We start from the raw sequence: 19,600 nt of genomic DNA, 5'->3' as shown, positions 1-19,600 counted from the left end.
AAATATCATATAACAATTTTTATAATGAAGAGTAATAATATGTATAACTTTGATGAAACTATTAATAGAAAAAATACAAACTGTGTGAAATATGATGCTTTAGATATTTATTTTGGAGAAGAAGACTTACAGCCTTTATGGGTTGCCGATATGGATTTTAAAACACCAGAAGTAATAAATAATGCAATAATAAAAAGAGCTCAACATGGAATCTACGGTTATGCAAAAGCAACAAAAAAAACTTATTCGTTAGTACAAGAATGGATGAAAAAAAGGCATGATTGGGAAATAAAAACTGATTGGATTTCATTTGTAAATGGTGTTGTTCCTGCATACTCTGCCGCTATTGAAGCACTTAGTAATGAAGGTGATGAAATTATTGTACAAACACCAGTATATTTTCCATTATTTAAAAGTATAAAAGAAAATAAAAGAGTTCTAGTTACAAATCCATTAAAAGAAAAAGATGGCTACTACACAATGGATTTTGAAGATTTAAAATCAAAAATTACTCCAAAAACAAAAATCTTAACTTTATGTTCTCCTCACAATCCAGTTGGAAGAGTTTGGAATAAAGATGAATTAGAAAAACTTGCGCAAATATGTATTGAAAACAATATTACAATTATTTCTGATGAAATTCATGCAGATATTGTATTTAAAAAATTTACTCCTCTTGCATCTATATCAAAAGAGATTTCAAATATTACATTAACACTAAACTCTCCTGGAAAAACATTTAATATTGCAGGATTAAATTGCGCATATGCAATTTGTGAAAATAAAGAAATATTAGAAAAATATGAAAATATTGTAAAAAAAAGAGAACTACATTCAATAAATGTTTTTGGATTTACAGCGTTAGAAGCAGCATATGAATTTGGTGAAGAATGGCTAGAAGAATTATTAGGATATTTAAACTTAAATATAAATTTTACTAAAGAATATTTAAAAAATAATAATTCAAAAATTATTTTTTTAGAGCCAGAATCAACATATTTACTTTGGTTTAGCTTTAAAAATTATTCTATTTCACATGCAAAAGTCAAACAAAAGTTACTAAAAGAATCTAAAGTTGCACTGAATGATGGTACATCGTTTGGCCCCGAAGGCAAGGGATTTTTCAGACTAAATTCTGCTTTGCCAAAAGCTGATTTAGAAAATGCATTGTGTAAAATTGTTACACATTTTTAAAAACAAAAAAGAAGAGTATTACAATTCTTCTCAACTTAAAAATAATGTGTCACTTTAATATCACATATGACCATTTCATAACTCAAACTGTTGTATAATCATCAAAACAATTAAATATATGGGATAGATTATGTCAACACATCTAATTCTTTCGTCTGTAATTTTTGTTTCAATTGCATTTATTTTAGTAGGAGTATTCTTACTTACTAAATATCTTGGGCCAAATAATACTGACGACAAATTAAAAAACACTGTATACGAAAGTGGTGTAACCAATCCAATTGGAAACACTAATATAAGATTCTCTGTTAAGTTCTACTTAGTAGCTATTGGTTTCTTATTATTTGATGTAGAAATTATTTTTATGTTTCCTTGGGCTGTTAATATTTTGGACCTAGGATACGCAGGTCTTGTTAAAATGTTTATCTTTATTGGACTTCTTTTTGCAGGACTAATTTATATGTATAAGAAAAAGGCATTATCATGGGATTAGGCGCAGAAGCTAATTTAGGTGACTCAATAGTCACTACAAAACTTGACCAAGCAATTAACTGGGCTAGATCATACTCTATGTGGCCAATGGCATTTGGTACTGCATGTTGTGGTATTGAATTTATGTCAGTTGCAGCAGCAAAATATGATATTTCTAGATTTGGAGCAGAAGTTGTAAGATTTTCTCCAAGGCAAGCAGACTTACTTATTGTAGCAGGAACAATTTCATATAAACAAGCTCCTGTTCTAAAGAAAATTTGGGATCAAATGTGTGAACCTAAATGGGTTATTTCTATGGGTGCATGTGCTTCTTCTGGAGGTTTTTATGATAACTACACAACCCTACAAGGAATTGATGAAGTAATTCCAGTAGATGAATATGTAGCAGGTTGTCCACCAAGACCTGAAGCTGTTTTAGATGCAATTATGAGAATTCAAGAAAAATCTTTCGATGAGTCAATTATTAAAGAAAGAGCTACAAACTTCAAGGGGATTCTAGATGCTTAAAGCTGATATGCTAATTGATGCAAGTGAAATAAAATCAACAATATCAAGACTAAAAAATGAAGAAGATTATACCTTATTATTAGATGTTACAGCAATTGACTTTTCAGAATATCCAGATATCACACCATCTAGGTTTGCAGTAATTTATATTTTAAGAACAAGCAACTTTAAAAAACATTTAACAATCAAAACTTATGTAGACGATAATACTTTAGAAGTAGACTCTATTACTGATCTTTTCTTTGCTGCTGATTGGGCAGAAAGAGAAGTATTTGATCAATATGGTGTAAGATTTAAAGGACATCCAAATTTAAAAAGAGTTCTTAATCACCACCAATTTGTAGGTCATCCTTTAAGAAAAGATTATGAAATTACAAAAGGTCAAATTTGTACAGAAACTGAAGATTTAATGGATGAAATGATCCCTTTATTAAAATCAAAAGGTTATAAAGAGACTGATTTAGAAGATTTAATGATGTTAAACGTTGGACCTTCACACCCTGCTTCTCATGGTACAATTAGAAACTTCGTAGCAATGGAAGGTGAAACAATTACAGCTTGTGTTACTGAAATTGGTTACTTACATAGAGGTTTTGAAAAATCATGTGAAAATCACTCTTACTCTCAAATCATTCCTTATACTGATAGATTAAATTATTGTTCTGCAATGTTAAATAATATTGGTTATTGTAAAGCAGTAGAAGATATGTTAGATGTTGATATAACTCCTAGAGCTAAAATGATTAGAATTGTTATAGGTGAATTAAGCAGACTTACTGATCATATTGTTTGTAATGCAGCAAATATGGTTGACTTAGGTGGACTTACTAACTTCTGGTATATTTTTGCACCAAGAGATAAAGCATATGATTTATTCTCAAAATTGACAGGGGCTAGACTTACTAATAGTTATACAAGAGTTGGTGGATTAGAATTTGATTTATATGATGGTTTTGAAGAAGATTTAGAAGATGTTTTAAAAGATGTTGAAAAAGCTATTGAAGACTCATTGTCTTTAGTTGAGCATAATAGAATATTCCATGATAGAACACAGGATGTTGGTGTTATAAAAGCTGATTTTGCCCTTGATGCTGGTATTACAGGTGTTAACTTAAGAGCAGCAGGTGTTCCTTTTGACTTAAGAAAAGATGCACCTTATTATGGATATGAAAATTTTGATTTTGATGTAGTTGTTGGATCACATGGTGATGTTTATGACAGAATCATGTGCAGATTTGAAGAAATGAGACAATCTATGAAAATCATAAGACAAGCAATGAAAGAGATGCCAGATGGTGAAATTAACGTTCAACATCCAGCAATTTTCTTACCATCTAAAAATGATGTTTATGGAAATATTGAAGGGTTAATGAATCAATTTAAACTTACATTTGAAGGAATTAAAGTTCCTAAAGGTGAATTTTATTCTGCAACTGAAGGTGGAAATGGAGAGTTAGGATTCCACATAACTAGTGATGGAAGTGGAACACCATATAAAGTTAAATGTAGACCACCTTGTTATTATTCATTAGGTGCGTATGCAAGAATTGTAGAAGGTAATATGTTAGCAGATGCTGTTGTAACAATGGCAAGTATGAACTTTATTGCAGGGGAGTTTGATAGATAATGAGTAAATTTAAATATACTGAAGAAAAAGAACAAGAGTTCCAAAGAATCGCAAAAAAATATCCAAAAATTGATGCGATGATGCTTCCTGCATTATGGTTAGTCCAAGAACAAGAAGGATGGGTAAGCCCAGATGCAATGATTTTTGTTGCAGATAAATTAAATAAAACACCAATTGAAGTATATGAATTTGCAACATTTTATACAATGTTCAACTTAAAACCAATTGGAACATATCATATTGAGCTTTGTAAAACTCTATCTTGTATGCTTATGGGAGCACCAGAGCTTAAAAAATTCATAAAAGAAACTATTGGTATAGAACCTGGACAAACAAGTGAAGATGGAAGATTTCATTTAAGTGAAGTTGAATGTCAAGGTGCTTGTGGTGGTGCTCCAATGATTGCATTAAATCATACATATCATGAAAATCTAACTGTAGATAAATTAAAAAATATCATAGAAGGATGTAAATAATGGCTGCTGATATTGTAAAAATTGTAAGTAAAAAATTTGACATCCCAGATTCTCATAAATTAGAAGTTGCATTAAAACATGGTGCATATGAATCGATTGATAAACTTTTTACTATGAAACCAGAAGATGTTACAGAAGAAGTTTGTAAAAGTGGGTTACGAGGAAAAGGTGGTGGTGGTGCTGCTTGTGGACCAAAATGGAAACTTATGCCTCCAATTGATGAAAGACCTAGATATTTAATCTGTAATGGAGATGAATCAGAACCTGGAACTTTTAAAGATAGACAAATTTTCCAATATGACCCACATCTTTTAATCGAAGGTATCATCTGTTCATGTTATGCAATAGGTGCACATGAGTCATTCATATACATTAGAGGTGAGTATAAATTTTTTATTGACCAATTAAACAATGCTATTGATGAAGCTTATGAAGCTGGAATCATTGGTAAAAAAGTAATGGGTAAATATGATTATCCAATTGACATCACTGTACATAGAGGTGGTGGAGCATATATTTGTGGTGAAAAATCAGCACTTATTGAATCAATCGAAGGTAAAAGAGGACACCCAAGACTTAAGCCTCATGGTAAAGAGTGTGAGTGGTTCTATGATATGCCAGCAACTGTAAACAATGTTGAAACAATTGCATCTGTTCCAAATATCGTACAAAATGGTTATGAATCATATACAAAATATGGAACCGAAAAAGCTCCAGGAACTATGCTTTTTGCGATGAGTGGTCCTGTTAAGAACCCAGGTGTTTATGAAATGCCTTACGGAAACAAGATGATTGATGTTATCAATGAAATCGGAGGGGGTATGAAAGATGGATTAAAGCTAAAAGCTGTAATCCCTGGTGGTGCATCATGCCCTATTTTAACCGCCGAAGAAGTTGAGAAGGCTTACTTAGATTACGAATCTATGTGGGATATTGGTTCAACACTAGGAACAGGAGGAATGATGATCATTCCAGAAGGTGTTTCTATGGTTGATGTTGCTAAAAACTTAATTGAGTTTTATCACCACGAGTCTTGTGGACAATGTACACCTTGTAGAGAAGGTACAGGGTGGATTGATAAAATTATCGAAAAAGTTTTAAATGGAGATGGTTCAACTGCTGACTTAGAGACAATTCTTGATGTTTGTGAAACAATGAATGGTAAAACTGTTTGTGTATTCGCGCCGGCTGTGAAAGATATCATCAAGAGTATTGTACAAAAGTACAGACATGAATTTGAAGCACAATTCAAAAACTAATTTAAAAAAGGAGAAAATATGGCGAAAAATACTTTTACGTTAACAGATAACAGAGATGGTAAATCGTATGAGTACGATATTATTAGTGGAACAAGAGGTCCTGATGTTGTAGATATCAGATCTTTCTACAAAGATTCAGGTATGTTTACTTACGACCCTGGTTATACTTCTACTGCTTCTTGTGATTCTAAAATCACATTTATTGATGGAGAAAACTCTGAACTTAGATACAGAGGTATTGATATTGCGGATTTAGCAGGTAAACACTCTTACTTAGATGTTTGTTATTTATTAATGAGAGGTAGATTACCAAATCCTGAAGAGTCAAAAGGTTTTGATTTAGAGATTAGACATAGATCTTTTGTACATGAAGGTTTAATTAGAATTTTTGATGCATTTCCTGACCATGCACATCCAATGGCAACACTTGGTGCGGCAGTTATGGCATTATCAACATTTTACAAAGAGCACTTAAACTTAGAAGACGAAGACCAATTTAAAGAAATGAGAAGAAGAATTGTTGCAAAAATGCCAACAATTGCGGCGATGGCTTATAGAAACTCAATTGGTGTTCCAATGATTTATCCAGATGTAGATAGATACTTCACTGAAAACTTCTTATACATGATGAGAGCTTATCCAGGTGGTAAGATGAAAAATCTTGGAGATGGATTAAATGATGAAATCAAACAAGTAGAAGTTGATGCGTTAGATGCTATCTTTACTTTACATGCTGATCATGAACAAAATGCTTCTACTACAACAGTTAGAGCTGTTGGTTCAACTGAAGCACATCCATATGTATCAATTGCATCTGGTATTGCTGCATTATGGGGTTCTGCTCATGGTGGAGCTAATGAAAAAGTAATGGATCAATTAAAATTAATTGGTGATGTTAAAAACGTACCAACTTATATTGCGAAAGCTAAAGATAGAAATGACCCATTTAGACTTATGGGATTTGGACATAGAGTTTATAAAAACAGAGATCCAAGAGCTGAGTCATTAAAAGGTTTACAAGATAAATTAAGAGAAGAATTAAATCTTGATTCTCAATTATTAGATGTAGCAGCAGCAGTTGAAAAAGCAGCATTAAGTGATGATTATTTTAAAGATAGAGGTTTATACCCAAATATTGACTTCTATTCAGGTGTTATTTTAACAGCTCTTAAAATTCCAGTAGAGATGTTTACACCAATCTTTGTTATAGGTAGAACAGTAGGATGGATTACTCAATGGTCTGAGTTAAAACAAGATCCAACTGCAAAAATTGCAAGACCTAGACAATTATATACAGGTAAATAAAAAATAAAGCGGTCAAAAAAAGGAGATGACACAATATGAGTGAACTTGTTAAACTATCAATAAATGGGAATGAAACTGAGGCAGAAAAGGGTAGTCTATTAATAGATGCCCTTCTGGACAGAGAAGTACACATTCCTCATTTTTGCTATCACCAAGCATTAGGAAAAGATGGAAACTGTAGAATGTGTATGGTTGAAATCGAAGGTCAAAAAAGACCACAAATTGCGTGTGATACTCCTATTAAAGAAGGAATGATTGTAAGAACAGTAGGTGAAAATATCGAAAAAGTTAGAAGAGATATTTTAGAACTGGAACTTATTAATCATCCTATTGACTGTCCTACATGTGATCAAGCAGGTGAATGTAAACTGCAAGATTACTATATGGAATCAGGTTTTTATGATTCTAGAGTAGAAGTTGATGATAAAGTTACTGCAAGAAAAAGAATCGAACTTGGAAGCAATGTTATGCTTGACCAAGAAAGATGTGTTCTTTGTACAAGATGTGTAAGATTTTGTTCAGATATTACAGGAACAAATGAGTTAGGTGTTATTAATAGAGCTGACCACTCTACAATTGGTATTTTCCCAGGACGTCCATTAAGTAATCCATATGCGATGAACGTTGTAGATTTATGTCCAGTTGGAGCACTTACATCTCAAGATTTTAGATTTAAACAAAGAGTATGGTTTTTAGAAACTTTTGATGCAATTTGTAATGGTTGTTCAAGAGGATGTAATATTACAGTAGACCATAGAAAAGAAAAATATAAAGATGATCAAATCTTTAGATTTAAGCCAAGAGCAAATAAAGAAGTTAATGGATGGTTTATGTGTGATGAGGGAAGATTGTCATACAAAAATGAAGGTGAAAATAGATTTGTTACGCCTTTAATAAATTCAACGGAAACTGTTTTTGATAACACAGTTACAAAAACATTTAAACTATTAACTGAAGAAAAAAACATTTTATTTGTATTAGACCCAGGTCTTTCTCTAGAAGAGATGCAAAATACAAAAAATTTAGCAAAAGTATTAAATGCTAATATAACAGGATATTCACCACAACATATTGATGAATCTTTTGGTGATGACTATTTAAAGAAAAATGATAGAAGTGCAAATAGAGCTGCATTTAAAGAATTAGATATAAGTGAAGATGAAAAAGATTTCAATGCATTTGTTGATAAAGCATCATTAGTAGTTATTTTAAACAATAATTATTTTGATAACAACTTAAATTTATTAGAAAATAAAAAAGTAATAAGCTGTTTCTCTCATAAATGTGAAACTATTAATAAATCTGATGTTGCAATTCCAACTGCATCGTTTTATGAAAAAAGTGGAACATATATAAACTTTGGAGGAACAAAACAAAAAGTAATTTCAAAAATGAAGAAAAATAGACCTATGGAATCTATTACTTCAATTATAGAACACATTAAAACTATGGTAGATAAAGGTAATCTATGAATACAGCTTCAATAGTAATTATTATTGTAAATATACTTCTTGCCAAAATCCTAGCTGTTGGAACTACTCCAATTATGGTTTGGTGGGAAAGAAGAGTCGCAGGTTTTATCCAAGATAGAACTGGGCCAAACAGATGTGATATTGGTGGGATTAGACTTGGTGGTTTAATTCAAGCAATTGCAGATATGTTAAAACTTGTTTTTAAAGAGGACTTTACTCCTTCACATATTAAATATAAATTTCTATATACAATTGCACCAGCAATTGTTTTTATTGCATCATTTTTAACATTTGCGGTTATTCCATTTGCTGATGATCTTGTTATTGACGGACAGAGTCAAATGATGCAAGCTATTCCTACAACACTTGGAATTATGTGGTTTTTAGCATTTGCTGGTCTTTCAGTATTTGGTATTATTTTAGGTGGTTATTCATCTGAAAATAAATATGGTTTACTAGGTGGAATTAGAGCATCAGCTCAAGTTATTTCATATGAGGCTGCTATGGCACTATCAATTATTTCAATATTACTAACTTATGGTTCAATTCATTTAGGTGATATGGTACATGCACAAAGTGGAGTTATTTTTGGATTTATTCCAGCATGGGGAATTTTTATGCAACCATTAGCTGCATTAATTTTTATTGTTACTGCTTTTGCTGAAACAAATAGAACTCCATTTGATATTGCTGAAGGTGAATCAGAAATTGTTGCAGGTTATCACACTGAATACTCAGCTATGAGATTTGGTTTATTCCAAGTAGGTGAATATGCGGCAATGTCAGCTTCCTCTGCAATTATTGTAACACTATTCTTTGGTGGTTATAACTTACCATGGATTGATACGGTAATGTTAAAAGATAACATGAATATCGTTGCAATTGTTTTATTAGTTTTACTACCAATAAAAGCATATTTTTTAACTAAATGGATGAATAAAAACTACGATTGGTTAGATGCAAATGATAAAAGACAAAGAGAAAAGAACATTCTTGTAAAAGGATTTTTAGGAATCACTGCAATATTAATGATTGGAATGGTTTTGATCTTAGTTGCTGGACTTGGAGAAAATGGAACTAACATAGCTGTAGCAATTATTCAAATTGGAACATTTATTGCAAAATTCTTTATGATGAGTTTAGTATTCATTTGGATTAGATGGACATTACTAAGATTTAGATATGACCAATTACAAATGTTAGGTTGGAAAGTATTAATTCCATTATCTATTTTAAATATCGTAATTACTGCTATATTCGTTGTAGCAACAGGAAGTTAATATGGGAATTAAAATTGTACCAAGACATGGAAAGTCGTTAAAAGATAGATTATATATCCCAGCAATTTTTGGAGGAATGAAAACAACTTTCACTCACTTCAAAGAAAATTTAGGTGATGTATCAAAACTAAAAACTATGCAATATCCAGAAGTTCAACCTGATGATATTACAGATAGATATAGGGGAGTTCATCGTCTAACTAAATGGGAAGATGAAAGTGAAAAATGTGTTGCGTGCTATATGTGTGCAACAGCTTGTCCAGCTCAATGTATTTTTATTGAAGCTGAAGAAAGATTTGATGAAGTAGCAGAAAAAAGACCTAAAGAGTTCAAAATTGATTTACTTGAGTGTGTATTTTGTGGATATTGTGTAGAAGCTTGTCCATGTGATGCAATTAGAATGGATACTGGTATCTTTAGTTTTACAGCTAGTAAAAGAGAAGATTTTGTATTAGATAAAAAACACTTAATGGCAAATGAACGTTCAAAGGATTTTGATAATGAGTAATTTAATTTTTATTGCCCTTAGTTTTTTAGCAATAATGGGTGGAATTATGATGTTAGTATATAAAAACCCAATGTATTCAGCACTGGGATTATTAGTATCTATTTTAGCAGTAGCGGGACTATTTGCACTATTAAATGCAACTTTCCTTTTTATGGTTCAAATTATTGTATATGCTGGTGCGATTATGACATTGATTTTATTTTTACTAATGTTTCTTAATATTAAAGAAGAAAATCTTCCTAAAGAGCCCAAAAAATACTTCTTAATTGGTATTGGAGCACTAGTAATGATTCCTTTTAATGTTGTAATATTAAAAGCTGTTTCAAACTTACCAAATGCAGATATGAATATTAAAGAAGGTGATTTTGGAGATATTAAGCCAATTGGACTTCAATTATACAATGACTGGATTTTATCATTTGAACTTGTTTCAATTTTATTGCTAGTTGCACTTGTAGGTTCAATAGTATTAGCAAAAAGAAAAAAAACAAATAAGGAAAATTCATGATTAGTTTAACATCATATGCTTTTGTTTCTATGATTCTTTTTTCTATTGGAGTTATAGGAGTTATTGCAAGAAGAAATATTTTTGTAATTTATATGTCAATAGAATTAATGTTAAACGGAGTTAATCTATTTTTAGTAACATTTGCAAGATATCATTTTAATATGGATCCACAGATTATAACTATTATGGTAATTTCAATTGCTGCTGCGGAAGCTGCAATTTTTCTTTCTGTAATTATTCTTTTATACAGATCTAAAAAATCACTTGATACGGATATCTTTACATCATTATCACAAGGAGAGAAAGCATGATAGATACTTCACTGTTAGTATGGATTATCTTAGCTCCTTTATTAGGTGCTATATTAAATGGTGGAATTTATTTTTATCATATTAAGAAAAAACCTGTTCCCCAATTAGTATTCTCTATTATTGGTACAGGGACTCCTCTTATTGCTTTTTTAATTACACTTAGTCTGTTTTTAAATATGGTAGAAGGTGGGATTACATATAAACAAGAACTTTTTACTTGGTTAAGTATTGATAGTTTACATATTACTATGGGATTCTTAGGAGATAACTTAGCTATTTTCATGTCTATGTTTGTAACTTTTGTAGGATGGTTAATTCATATTTATGCAATTGGATATATGACAGGAGATAATGGATTTGGTAAATTCTTTGCTTACTTTAACCTATTTTTATCATCTATGTTAATTTTAGTATTAGCCGATAATCCTGTAATTTTATTTATTGGATGGGAAGGTGTTGGAGTTTGTTCTTATTTACTAATTGCTTTTTATTACAATAATAAAGATAATGTAATTGCTGGAAACAAAGCATTTATTGCAAATAGAGTTGGCGACTTTGGATTCATTTTAGGTATTATCACATTATTCTTTGCTTTAGGAGAAGTAAACTTAAGTTTTACGTCACTTGAAGCAAATATATCTAATGCCTCAACAGGATTACTTCTATTATCAGGCTTCTTACTATTTGTAGGAGCGATGGGAAAATCAGCACAAATTCCATTATATGTGTGGCTTCCAGATGCAATGGCTGGACCTACGCCAATTTCAGCACTTATTCATGCTGCAACAATGGTAACAGCCGGTGTATATATGGTCGCAAGATTTCATTTCTTATATTCAGGGATTGAAGAAATTGGTACATTTATTGCATATATTGGTGCATTTTCAGCATTATTAGCAGCAGTTATTGCAACAAGACAAACAGATATTAAAAAAATTCTTGCATATTCAACTATGTCTCAATTAGGTTATATGTTTATAGCTGTTGGACTTGGTTTTTATTCATCTGGTTTATTCCATGTATTTACACATGCATTCTTTAAAGCGATGCTATTCATGGGTGCAGGGGGTATGATTATTGCCTTACATCATGAACAAAATATTTTTAAAATGGCACAACACAGAGCACAATTACCTATTATTAAAGCTACATTCTTTATTGGTGTATTAGCAATTTCAGGTGTTCCATTCCTTTCTGGTTTCTTCTCTAAAGATGCAATCTTAGCAGCAGCATTCCAAGAAGGACAATATCTAATCTGGATTATTGCAATGTTCACTGCATTTTTAACTGCATTTTATATGTTTAGAATGTTCTTTATTTTATTTATTGCACCAAATAAACACTTAGAAAATTATGTATATACATCTAAAACTATTACTTTTCCACTTGTAATTCTTGCAATGGGAGCAATAGGAGCTGGTTATTTAAATCTGCCTACAGTATTAGGTGGAGAGCATATGGTTGATACTTGGTTAGCAATGTTAAATTCAAATAAAATTCATATGTCACATTTAACAGAATGGATTCTGATGATTTTATCTGTAGCCGTAGCATCAGCAGGTATATTTGTTGCATACAAGAAATACTCTGAATTTGATGTATTTAAACCAGAAGAAGAGACCGGTCTAATTGGAAACAAATTCTATGTTGATGAATTATACGACAGAATATTTGTTCAATTTTCTAAAAAAGTTTCAACTTTTATTGATAAAACTTTAGATGATAAAATTATTGATGGCTTTATTATGGGAACTTGTAACCAGTTTATCACTTTTGGTAAAAAAGTTGCAGCATTACAAAATGCAAACGTAAGATTTTACGCAACCTTCATGTTAGTTGGTATGAGTTGTGTATTTGTTTATTTATATATTTCTTTAGGACTATAAGATGAGTGCAAATATTTTATCATTTATTATCTTTATACCAGCAGTTATTGCTTTTGGTTTAATGATTACTACGAAACACGTAGAGACAGTTAGAAATATTGCATTTTTAACTACAACAGTTATATTAGCACTTGTACTTAAAATTTACATTGATTTTGAACCAAGTGCAGGTATGCAATTTGTTACAAATGTACCATGGATTGCTTCATATGGTATTAATTATTATATTGGTGTTGATGGTTTCTCATTAACTATTTTAATGATGATTGCAATATTAATTCCTACTGCATATCTATTATTATGGGAAGGTAGAACAAAAGGATATTGGATTAATATGCTTCTTGTTCAAACTGGTGTTACAGGAACACTATTAGCATTAGATGTTATTCTATTCTATTTCTTCTGGGAAGTAATGCTTTTACCTGTATTCTTAATGATTGGTATCTATGGATTTGGTGAAAAAATCTTTACAACAATTAAAGTAACTGTATATACAATGGCTGGTTCTTTATTAATGTTCGTAGCTATTTTATACCTAGGAGTTGCTTATCATAATGAGTTTGGAATTTGGTCTTTCCAATATGATAACTTAACTAATATAACTATCTTAACTTATAGTGAAAAAATGTGGTTATTTTTAGCATTCCTTTCGGCATTTGCTATTAAGATTCCAATATTCCCATTACATACATGGATTATGGAAACGTATAAAAATGCTCCAACTGGTGCTGTTTTCTTATTATCTTCTATTATGGCAAAACTTGGGGTATATGCAATAGTTAGATTCTTAATTCCAATTTTTCCTGAGATTTATATAGAATTCTCAACATGGTTTGTATTTATTGGATTATTTGGTCTTATTTACTTTGGTATTGCTGCACTTATGCAAGATGATATTAAAAGAATGTTTGCTTATTCTTCTGCATCGCATTTAAGTTTTATAGCAGCAGGTATCTTCTCACTTAATGCCTTTGGTATTAATGGAGCTTTATATTTAATTATTGCTCATGCAATTGCAACTGGTGCTTTATTCTTACTAGTTGGTTTAATTCATGATGAAACAGGATATAAAACTATTAAAGATTTAGGTGGACTTGCTAAAGGTGCACCAATATTTACTACAATTTTTGCAATTATGCTTTTTGCAAATGTTGGATTACCAGGAACAAATGGTTTTGTTTCTGAATTATTAATTATCTTTGGTATTTATGAATTTAACCACACTCTAGGATATATTTCAGCTCTTACAGTTATTATTGGTGCTTCATATATGTTATGGATGTTCCAAAGAGCAATTTTACAAGATAGAGTTGGTGAACCACTTAAATTTAGAGACTTAAAAATTAAAGAAATTGTTGGATTAGCACCTTGGGTTTTTCTTGTATTCTTAATGGGTATTTATCCAGATGTATTTATAGATAAATTTGAGCCAACAGTTACTCATTATTTAAATGATATTTTACAAATCGGAGCAACAAAATGAGTGAAATGATACATATATTACCTGCTGTATTAATATTAATATCAGCAGTTGGTTTAATGTTTATGAGTATGTACGAAGATAAATTCAGTACAAAAACATATATTACCGTTTCTTCTATTGTATTAGTGTTAGCTTTAATTTTAGCATTTATTCCATTTGGAGAATTATATTCAGTAAAACCATATACTTCAATATTCAATGATGTAGTTATATTTGATACTTTTTCAAACTTTTTTAATATTTTATTAATTATTGGTACTTTATTAACACTACTTATTGGGGAACACTATTTCCAAGCAAGATCATACTTTAAAGGTGAGTTCTTCTCAATTTTAATGTTTGCACTGTTTGGTATGATGTTATTAGCAAATGCAAATGAGTTAGTTACTGCATATATTGCATTAGAAGTTGCTTCATTTGCAGTTTATATCATGGTTGGTTATAACTCAGAAGATAGTAAAAGAATTGAAGCAATATTTAAATACTTAGTTTTAGGATCATTTATTGGTGCCTTCTATTTATTAGGGGTTGTACTAGTTTATGGAGCAACTCAAACTACAAACTTAAGTGAAATTGCAACATTTGTTTCAACACATAGTAATTCTGATTTAGCACTTGTATATATTGGATTTACATTAATTTTATTTACATTCTTATTTAAAGTTGCAGCATTTCCATTCCAATCATGGGTATTAGATGTTTATCGTGGTGCACCAATGATTATTACTGCATATATGGCATCAACATTTAAAATTGCAATTTTCTCATTTTTCTTAAGAGCAATATTACAAGATTTACAACCAATGATTGACTTCTGGGATTCAATTATCTATGTAATTACTATATTTACTTTAGTATTTGGTACTTGGTTAGCAATTACACAAAATATTGTAAAAAGAATGCTTGCAGCATCATCGATTGTTCACACAGGGTATTTATTATTAGCATTTATATCTTTAGGACAAAATATCCATAGTGCCTATTCAACTGTATTTTATTTAATTGCATATCTTTTATCTGCTCTTGGTTCATTTGGTATTATTTCGCATATCATCTCTGAAACAAAAGTAAGAGTTACATATGATGACTTTAAAGGTTTAGCAAAAGAGAGACCTTTCTTAGCTGCTATGATGACAATTTTCTTATTCTCACTTGCAGGAATTCCTTCAACTATTGGATTTATTGGTAAATTCTATGTATTTACTGAAGCAATAAATGCTGGATATGCAGCCCTTGCAGTATTAGCAATCATTGCAACTTTTGTTTCAGTTTACTATTACTTCAAGCTTATTGCTATGATGTATTTTTATCCAACAAAAGAAGAATGTGTTGTTAATGATTTTAATGATAAAAGAATATCTACTTACGCGATTGCATTTTTAGCAATAATTACTGTACTTGGTGGTATTGGTAGTGCTATTGTATTCTTTATTCCAGTATTAAATATTGATACTTTAATCAATATTACACAAATGTCAATTCAATCATTATTTCTAAAATAATTGATGAGTTGATTAGTAACATATGTGCATAATTTTTTAAAATTCTCTATATTTTATGCATACTTCAAAAAGCCCTAGTAATAGGGCTTTTTTAATTTACAAATGTACATCATGCACAACAATTGTACATAACTTTTACATAATTCCGCTCCCATTTATAAGCACTTTTTCGCTATACTCGTGCTATTAAAATCATAAACAAATTCACAGGAAAGGATGTCAAATGAGTGACCTAATAGAAGGTTATTTAGGGAAGACTGTAGAGAGAAAAAAGAGTAGAATGCCAGCAAAGCTTGATTATATTCAAAGTGCGACTGGATTATTTTTAGGTCTTTTTATGTGGGGACATATGTTATTAGTATCGTCTATTTTAATTAGTAAAGATTTTATGTACGCTGTTACAAAACTTCTAGAAGCTAGTTTTATATTCGATGGAGGAAGTCCAATTTTAGTATCTATCGTTGCATTCGTAATTTTTGTAATTTTTATTACACATGCTGCAATGGGAATGAGAAAACTTCCAGGTAATTTTAAACAATACCAAGTAATGAAAGCACATGCAGATAATATGGATCATGAAGATACAAAACTTTGGTTTATCCAAGCATTTACTGGTTTTGCGATGTTCTTCTTAGGTTCTATTCACCTTTACATTATTATGACAAACTCTGATGCAATTGGTCCTTATGCATCTGCTGATAGAGTATGGTCTGAATGGATGTGGCCTTTATATATTCTTTTATTATTAGCAGTTGAATTCCATGGAACAATAGGTCTTTATAGATTAGCTGTAAAATGGGGATGGTTTGATGGAAATGATCCAAAAGCTGCAAGAGCAAAACTAAAAACATGGAAAAAAGCATTAACTTGGTTCTTCTTAATCTTAGGCTTTACAACACTTGCTGCATATATGAAAATCGGTATGGATAATGCTGCTGCTGGAAAAGTAGGAGAAAGATATCAACCAACAGCATATTTAGAATATAAAATTAATGATGGGAGAGTTGCGTAATGAAAATTAATTATTGTGATGCACTAGTTATTGGTGGAGGACTTGCTGGTTTAAGAGCTGGAGTTGCTGCACAGAAAAAAGGCTTAAGCACTATCGTTTTATCATTAGTTCCTGTAAAAAGATCACATAGTGCTGCTGCACAAGGTGGTATGCAAGCATCTTTAGGTAACTCTAAAATGTCAGATGGTGATAACGAAGATTTACACTTTGCAGATACTGTAAAAGGTTCTGACTGGGGATGTGATCAAGATGTTGCTAGAATGTTCGTACACACTGCACCAAAAGCTATTAGAGAATTAGCATCTTGGGGTGTGCCTTGGACTAGAGTTAGAGAAGGTTCAAGAGAAGCAGTTATTAATGCTAAGAAAACAACTATTACTGAAGATGCTGATAGACATGGTTTAATTATGTCAAGAGACTTTGGTGGTACTAAAAAATGGAGAACATGTTACACAGCAGATGCAACTGGACATACTATGTTATTTGGTGTTGCAAATGAAGCTTTAAAACATGATGTAGATATTAGAGATAGAAAAGAAGCTTTATCACTAATTCATGAAGATGGAAGATGTTATGGTTCTATTGTAAGAGATTTAATTACTGGTGAATTAGAAGCTTACGTTGCAAAAGGTACTTGTATTGCAACTGGTGGATATGGAAGAGTATTTAAACAAACAACAAATGCTGTTATCTGTGAAGGTATTGGAGCTGCAATTGCACTTGAAACTGGTGTTGCAACTTTAGGAAACATGGAAGCAGTTCAATTTCACCCAACACCAATTGTACCATCAGGTATTTTATTAACTGAAGGTTGTAGAGGTGATGGTGGAATCTTAAGAGATGTTGACGGTCACAGATTTATGCCAGATTATGAGCCAGAGAAAAAAGAGCTTGCTTCAAGAGACGTTGTATCTAGAAGAATGATTGAACACATTAGAAATGGTAAAGGTGTACCTTCTCCATATGGTGATCACATTTGGTTAGATATATCAATCTTAGGAAGAGAACATATTGAAAAGAACTTAAGAGATGTTCAAGAAATTTGTCAAATCTTTAATGGTATTGATCCAGCAGATGAAGGTAAAAAAGGATGGGCACCAGTTCTTCCTATGCAACATTACTCTATGGGTGGTATCAGAACTAAACCAACTGGTGAATCTCAAAATTTAAGTGGATTATTCGCTTGTGGTGAAGCTGCTTGTTGGGATATGCATGGATTTAACAGACTTGGAGGAAACTCAGTTTCTGAAACAGTTGTTGCTGGTATGATTATTGGTAACTATTTTGCTGATTATTGTTTAGCAAATGATGTAACAATTCCAACTGCAACAGTACAAAAAGCACTTGATAAACAAGATGCATATCTTGATGAAATTCTAGCATATAATGGTACTGAAGATATTTTCAGAATCAAAAATAGAATGCAAAACCTAATGGATCAAAAAGTTGGTATTTTTAGAGATGGTACTGGACTAGCTGAAGCTGTTGATGAATTAGAAGAACTGTTAAAGAAAACAAAACAAATTAATGTTAAATCTAAAGAAAGAGTTGGTAACCCTGAATTAGAAGAAGCATATAGAGTTCCAAGAATGCTTAAAGTTGCACTTTGTGTTGCTAAAGGTGGACGTGAGCGAACAGAATCTAGAGGTGCTCATTATAGAGAAGATTACCTAAAAAGAGATGATGCAAATTGGTTAAATAGAACACTTACTTCTTGGCCAAGTGAAGATGATACTCAACCAACTGTAACATACGAAGACCTAGATATCATGACTATGGAAATGCCTCCAGCATTTAGAGGTTATGGTGCTAAAGGTATGATTATAGAAAATGAATTATCAGCTAAGAGACAAGAAGAAGTTGATACTTTAAAAGAAAAAATGGAAGCAGAAGGAAAAGATAGACACGAAATCCAAGATGCATTAATGCCATTTAGTTTACCAATGAACTACAAAGAGAAAAATGAAAGAGCAGGAGATAAGTAATGAGCGTAGAAAAAGGTAGAGAAATAACGATATCAGTACTTAAGTTTAATCCAAGAAGTGCGGTTTCTAAACCTCACTACGTGGATTATAAATTAGAAGAGACTCCAGGTATGACTCTTTTCATTGCTTTAATGAAAATTAGAGAAGAATATGACCCTGACTTATCTTTTGACTTCGTATGTAGAGCAGGAATCTGTGGTTCTTGTGGTATGGTAGTAAATGGTAAACCAGCACTTGCGTGTAGAACACTTATTGCTAATTATCCAGAAGGAAAATTAACACTTCTTCCTATGCCAGCATTTGAATTAATCAAAGATTTATCAGTAAATACTGGTAAATGGATGGATGCAATGTCTAAAAGAGTTGAATCATGGATTGTTGATAATGGTGAAGAAACTGATATTGCAAAAATGGAAGAGAGAGTTGATCCAGATATTGCTGACCAAACATTTGAATTAGATAGATGTATTGAGTGTGGTATTTGTGTTGCTTCTTGTGGTACTATGTTAATGAGACCAAATTTCGTTGGACCTGTTGGAATGAACAGAGTTGCAAGATTTGAAGTTGATCCTCATGATAAGAGAACAGCAGAAGACTTCTATGAATTAATCGGAGATGACGATGGAATCTTTGGTTGTATGTCTTTACTTGCTTGTGAAGATCATTGTCCAAAACACTTACCATTACAAAATAAAATTGCTTACTTAAGAAGAAAATTAGTAGCTCTAAGATAATTATATGAGAGGAAACTCCTCTCATATAAACAAAAGTAAAAAAAGTTAATTACCCTAAA

General features: G+C 31.3%; 18 protein-coding genes. All 18 read left to right on the top strand.

The genetic code is table 11. The features are described from left to right. The first annotated feature begins 39 nt into the window (after positions 1-39). The 18 genes from BT997_RS05865 (at position 40) to BT997_RS05780 (ending at position 19,541) form a co-directional block, all read left to right on the top strand. Positions 40-1,194, top strand: a complete 1,155-nt coding sequence (locus BT997_RS05865) for a MalY/PatB family protein (RefSeq protein WP_072680522.1) — start codon at positions 40-42, stop codon at positions 1,192-1,194. 130 nt (positions 1,195-1,324) lie between these two features. Continuing rightward, positions 1,325-1,687 carry an NADH-quinone oxidoreductase subunit A gene (locus BT997_RS05860; protein WP_072680521.1) on the top strand — a complete coding sequence of 121 codons (363 nt, stop codon included), beginning with the start codon at positions 1,325-1,327 and terminating at the stop codon, positions 1,685-1,687. Beyond that, entirely contained in the window at positions 1,678-2,193 is a 516-nt protein-coding gene (locus tag BT997_RS05855) for an NADH-quinone oxidoreductase subunit B (protein WP_072680520.1), read from the top strand. The genes BT997_RS05860 and BT997_RS05855 overlap by 10 nt, the downstream gene beginning before the upstream one ends. Then, positions 2,186-3,820: an NADH-quinone oxidoreductase subunit D gene (locus BT997_RS05850; RefSeq protein ID WP_072680519.1), complete on the top strand. Its 1,635-nt coding sequence runs from the start codon at positions 2,186-2,188 to the stop codon at positions 3,818-3,820. Before BT997_RS05855 ends, BT997_RS05850 begins: the two co-directional genes overlap by 8 nt. Further along, positions 3,820-4,296 carry an NAD(P)H-dependent oxidoreductase subunit E gene (gene nuoE / locus BT997_RS05845; protein WP_072680518.1) on the top strand — a complete coding sequence of 159 codons (477 nt, stop codon included), beginning with the start codon at positions 3,820-3,822 and terminating at the stop codon, positions 4,294-4,296. Before BT997_RS05850 ends, nuoE begins: the two co-directional genes overlap by 1 nt. Continuing rightward, positions 4,296-5,555 (top strand): NADH-quinone oxidoreductase subunit NuoF, encoded by a 1,260-nt coding sequence (nuoF, locus tag BT997_RS05840; RefSeq protein ID WP_072680517.1) that lies wholly within the window; start codon positions 4,296-4,298, stop codon positions 5,553-5,555. Before nuoE ends, nuoF begins: the two co-directional genes overlap by 1 nt. Positions 5,556-5,573: 18 nt before the next feature. Then, entirely contained in the window at positions 5,574-6,860 is a 1,287-nt protein-coding gene (locus BT997_RS05835; protein ID WP_072680516.1) for a citrate synthase, read from the top strand. 35 nt (positions 6,861-6,895) lie between these two features. Further along, positions 6,896-8,332, top strand: coding sequence for a 2Fe-2S iron-sulfur cluster-binding protein (locus BT997_RS05830; protein ID WP_072680515.1), 1,437 nt, complete (start codon positions 6,896-6,898; stop codon positions 8,330-8,332). Then, entirely contained in the window at positions 8,329-9,612 is a 1,284-nt protein-coding gene (locus BT997_RS05825; protein WP_072680514.1) for a complex I subunit 1 family protein, read from the top strand. The genes BT997_RS05830 and BT997_RS05825 overlap by 4 nt, the downstream gene beginning before the upstream one ends. Before the next feature lies 1 nt (position 9,613). After that, complete coding sequence (locus BT997_RS05820) at positions 9,614-10,120, top strand: NADH-quinone oxidoreductase subunit I (protein WP_072680513.1); 507 nt, start codon at positions 9,614-9,616, stop codon at positions 10,118-10,120. Further along, on the top strand, positions 10,113-10,628 hold the full coding sequence (locus BT997_RS05815; protein ID WP_072680512.1) for an NADH-quinone oxidoreductase subunit J: 516 nt from the start codon (positions 10,113-10,115) through the stop codon (positions 10,626-10,628). The genes BT997_RS05820 and BT997_RS05815 overlap by 8 nt, the downstream gene beginning before the upstream one ends. Continuing rightward, the gene (gene nuoK, locus BT997_RS05810; RefSeq protein WP_072680511.1) at positions 10,625-10,939 is read left to right on the top strand and encodes an NADH-quinone oxidoreductase subunit NuoK; all 315 of its coding nucleotides are present in this window, start codon (positions 10,625-10,627) and stop codon (positions 10,937-10,939) included. Before BT997_RS05815 ends, nuoK begins: the two co-directional genes overlap by 4 nt. Then, a complete protein-coding gene (gene nuoL / locus BT997_RS05805; RefSeq protein WP_072680510.1) occupies positions 10,936-12,825 on the top strand; it encodes an NADH-quinone oxidoreductase subunit L in 1,890 nt (629 codons plus the stop codon). The genes nuoK and nuoL overlap by 4 nt, the downstream gene beginning before the upstream one ends. Position 12,826: 1 nt before the next feature. Then, positions 12,827-14,308: a NuoM family protein gene (locus tag BT997_RS05800; RefSeq protein WP_072680509.1), complete on the top strand. Its 1,482-nt coding sequence runs from the start codon at positions 12,827-12,829 to the stop codon at positions 14,306-14,308. After that, positions 14,305-15,810, top strand: a complete 1,506-nt coding sequence (locus BT997_RS05795) for an NADH-quinone oxidoreductase subunit N (RefSeq protein WP_072680508.1) — start codon at positions 14,305-14,307, stop codon at positions 15,808-15,810. The genes BT997_RS05800 and BT997_RS05795 overlap by 4 nt, the downstream gene beginning before the upstream one ends. Positions 15,811-16,033: 223 nt before the next feature. Continuing rightward, positions 16,034-16,822, top strand: a complete 789-nt coding sequence (locus BT997_RS05790; protein WP_072680507.1) for a fumarate reductase cytochrome b subunit — start codon at positions 16,034-16,036, stop codon at positions 16,820-16,822. Continuing rightward, complete coding sequence (locus tag BT997_RS05785) at positions 16,822-18,807, top strand: fumarate reductase flavoprotein subunit (protein ID WP_072680506.1); 1,986 nt, start codon at positions 16,822-16,824, stop codon at positions 18,805-18,807. Before BT997_RS05790 ends, BT997_RS05785 begins: the two co-directional genes overlap by 1 nt. Next, positions 18,807-19,541, top strand: coding sequence for a fumarate reductase iron-sulfur subunit (locus BT997_RS05780; RefSeq protein ID WP_072680505.1), 735 nt, complete (start codon positions 18,807-18,809; stop codon positions 19,539-19,541). Before BT997_RS05785 ends, BT997_RS05780 begins: the two co-directional genes overlap by 1 nt. Positions 19,542-19,600: the final 59 nt, after the last annotated feature.

Source organism: Arcobacter sp. LA11, from assembly GCF_001895145.1.
GTDB lineage: Bacteria > Campylobacterota > Campylobacteria > Campylobacterales > Arcobacteraceae > Halarcobacter.
The sequence above is the reverse complement of the archived record's forward strand: the minus strand, read 5'-3'. Positions and strand labels throughout refer to the sequence as shown.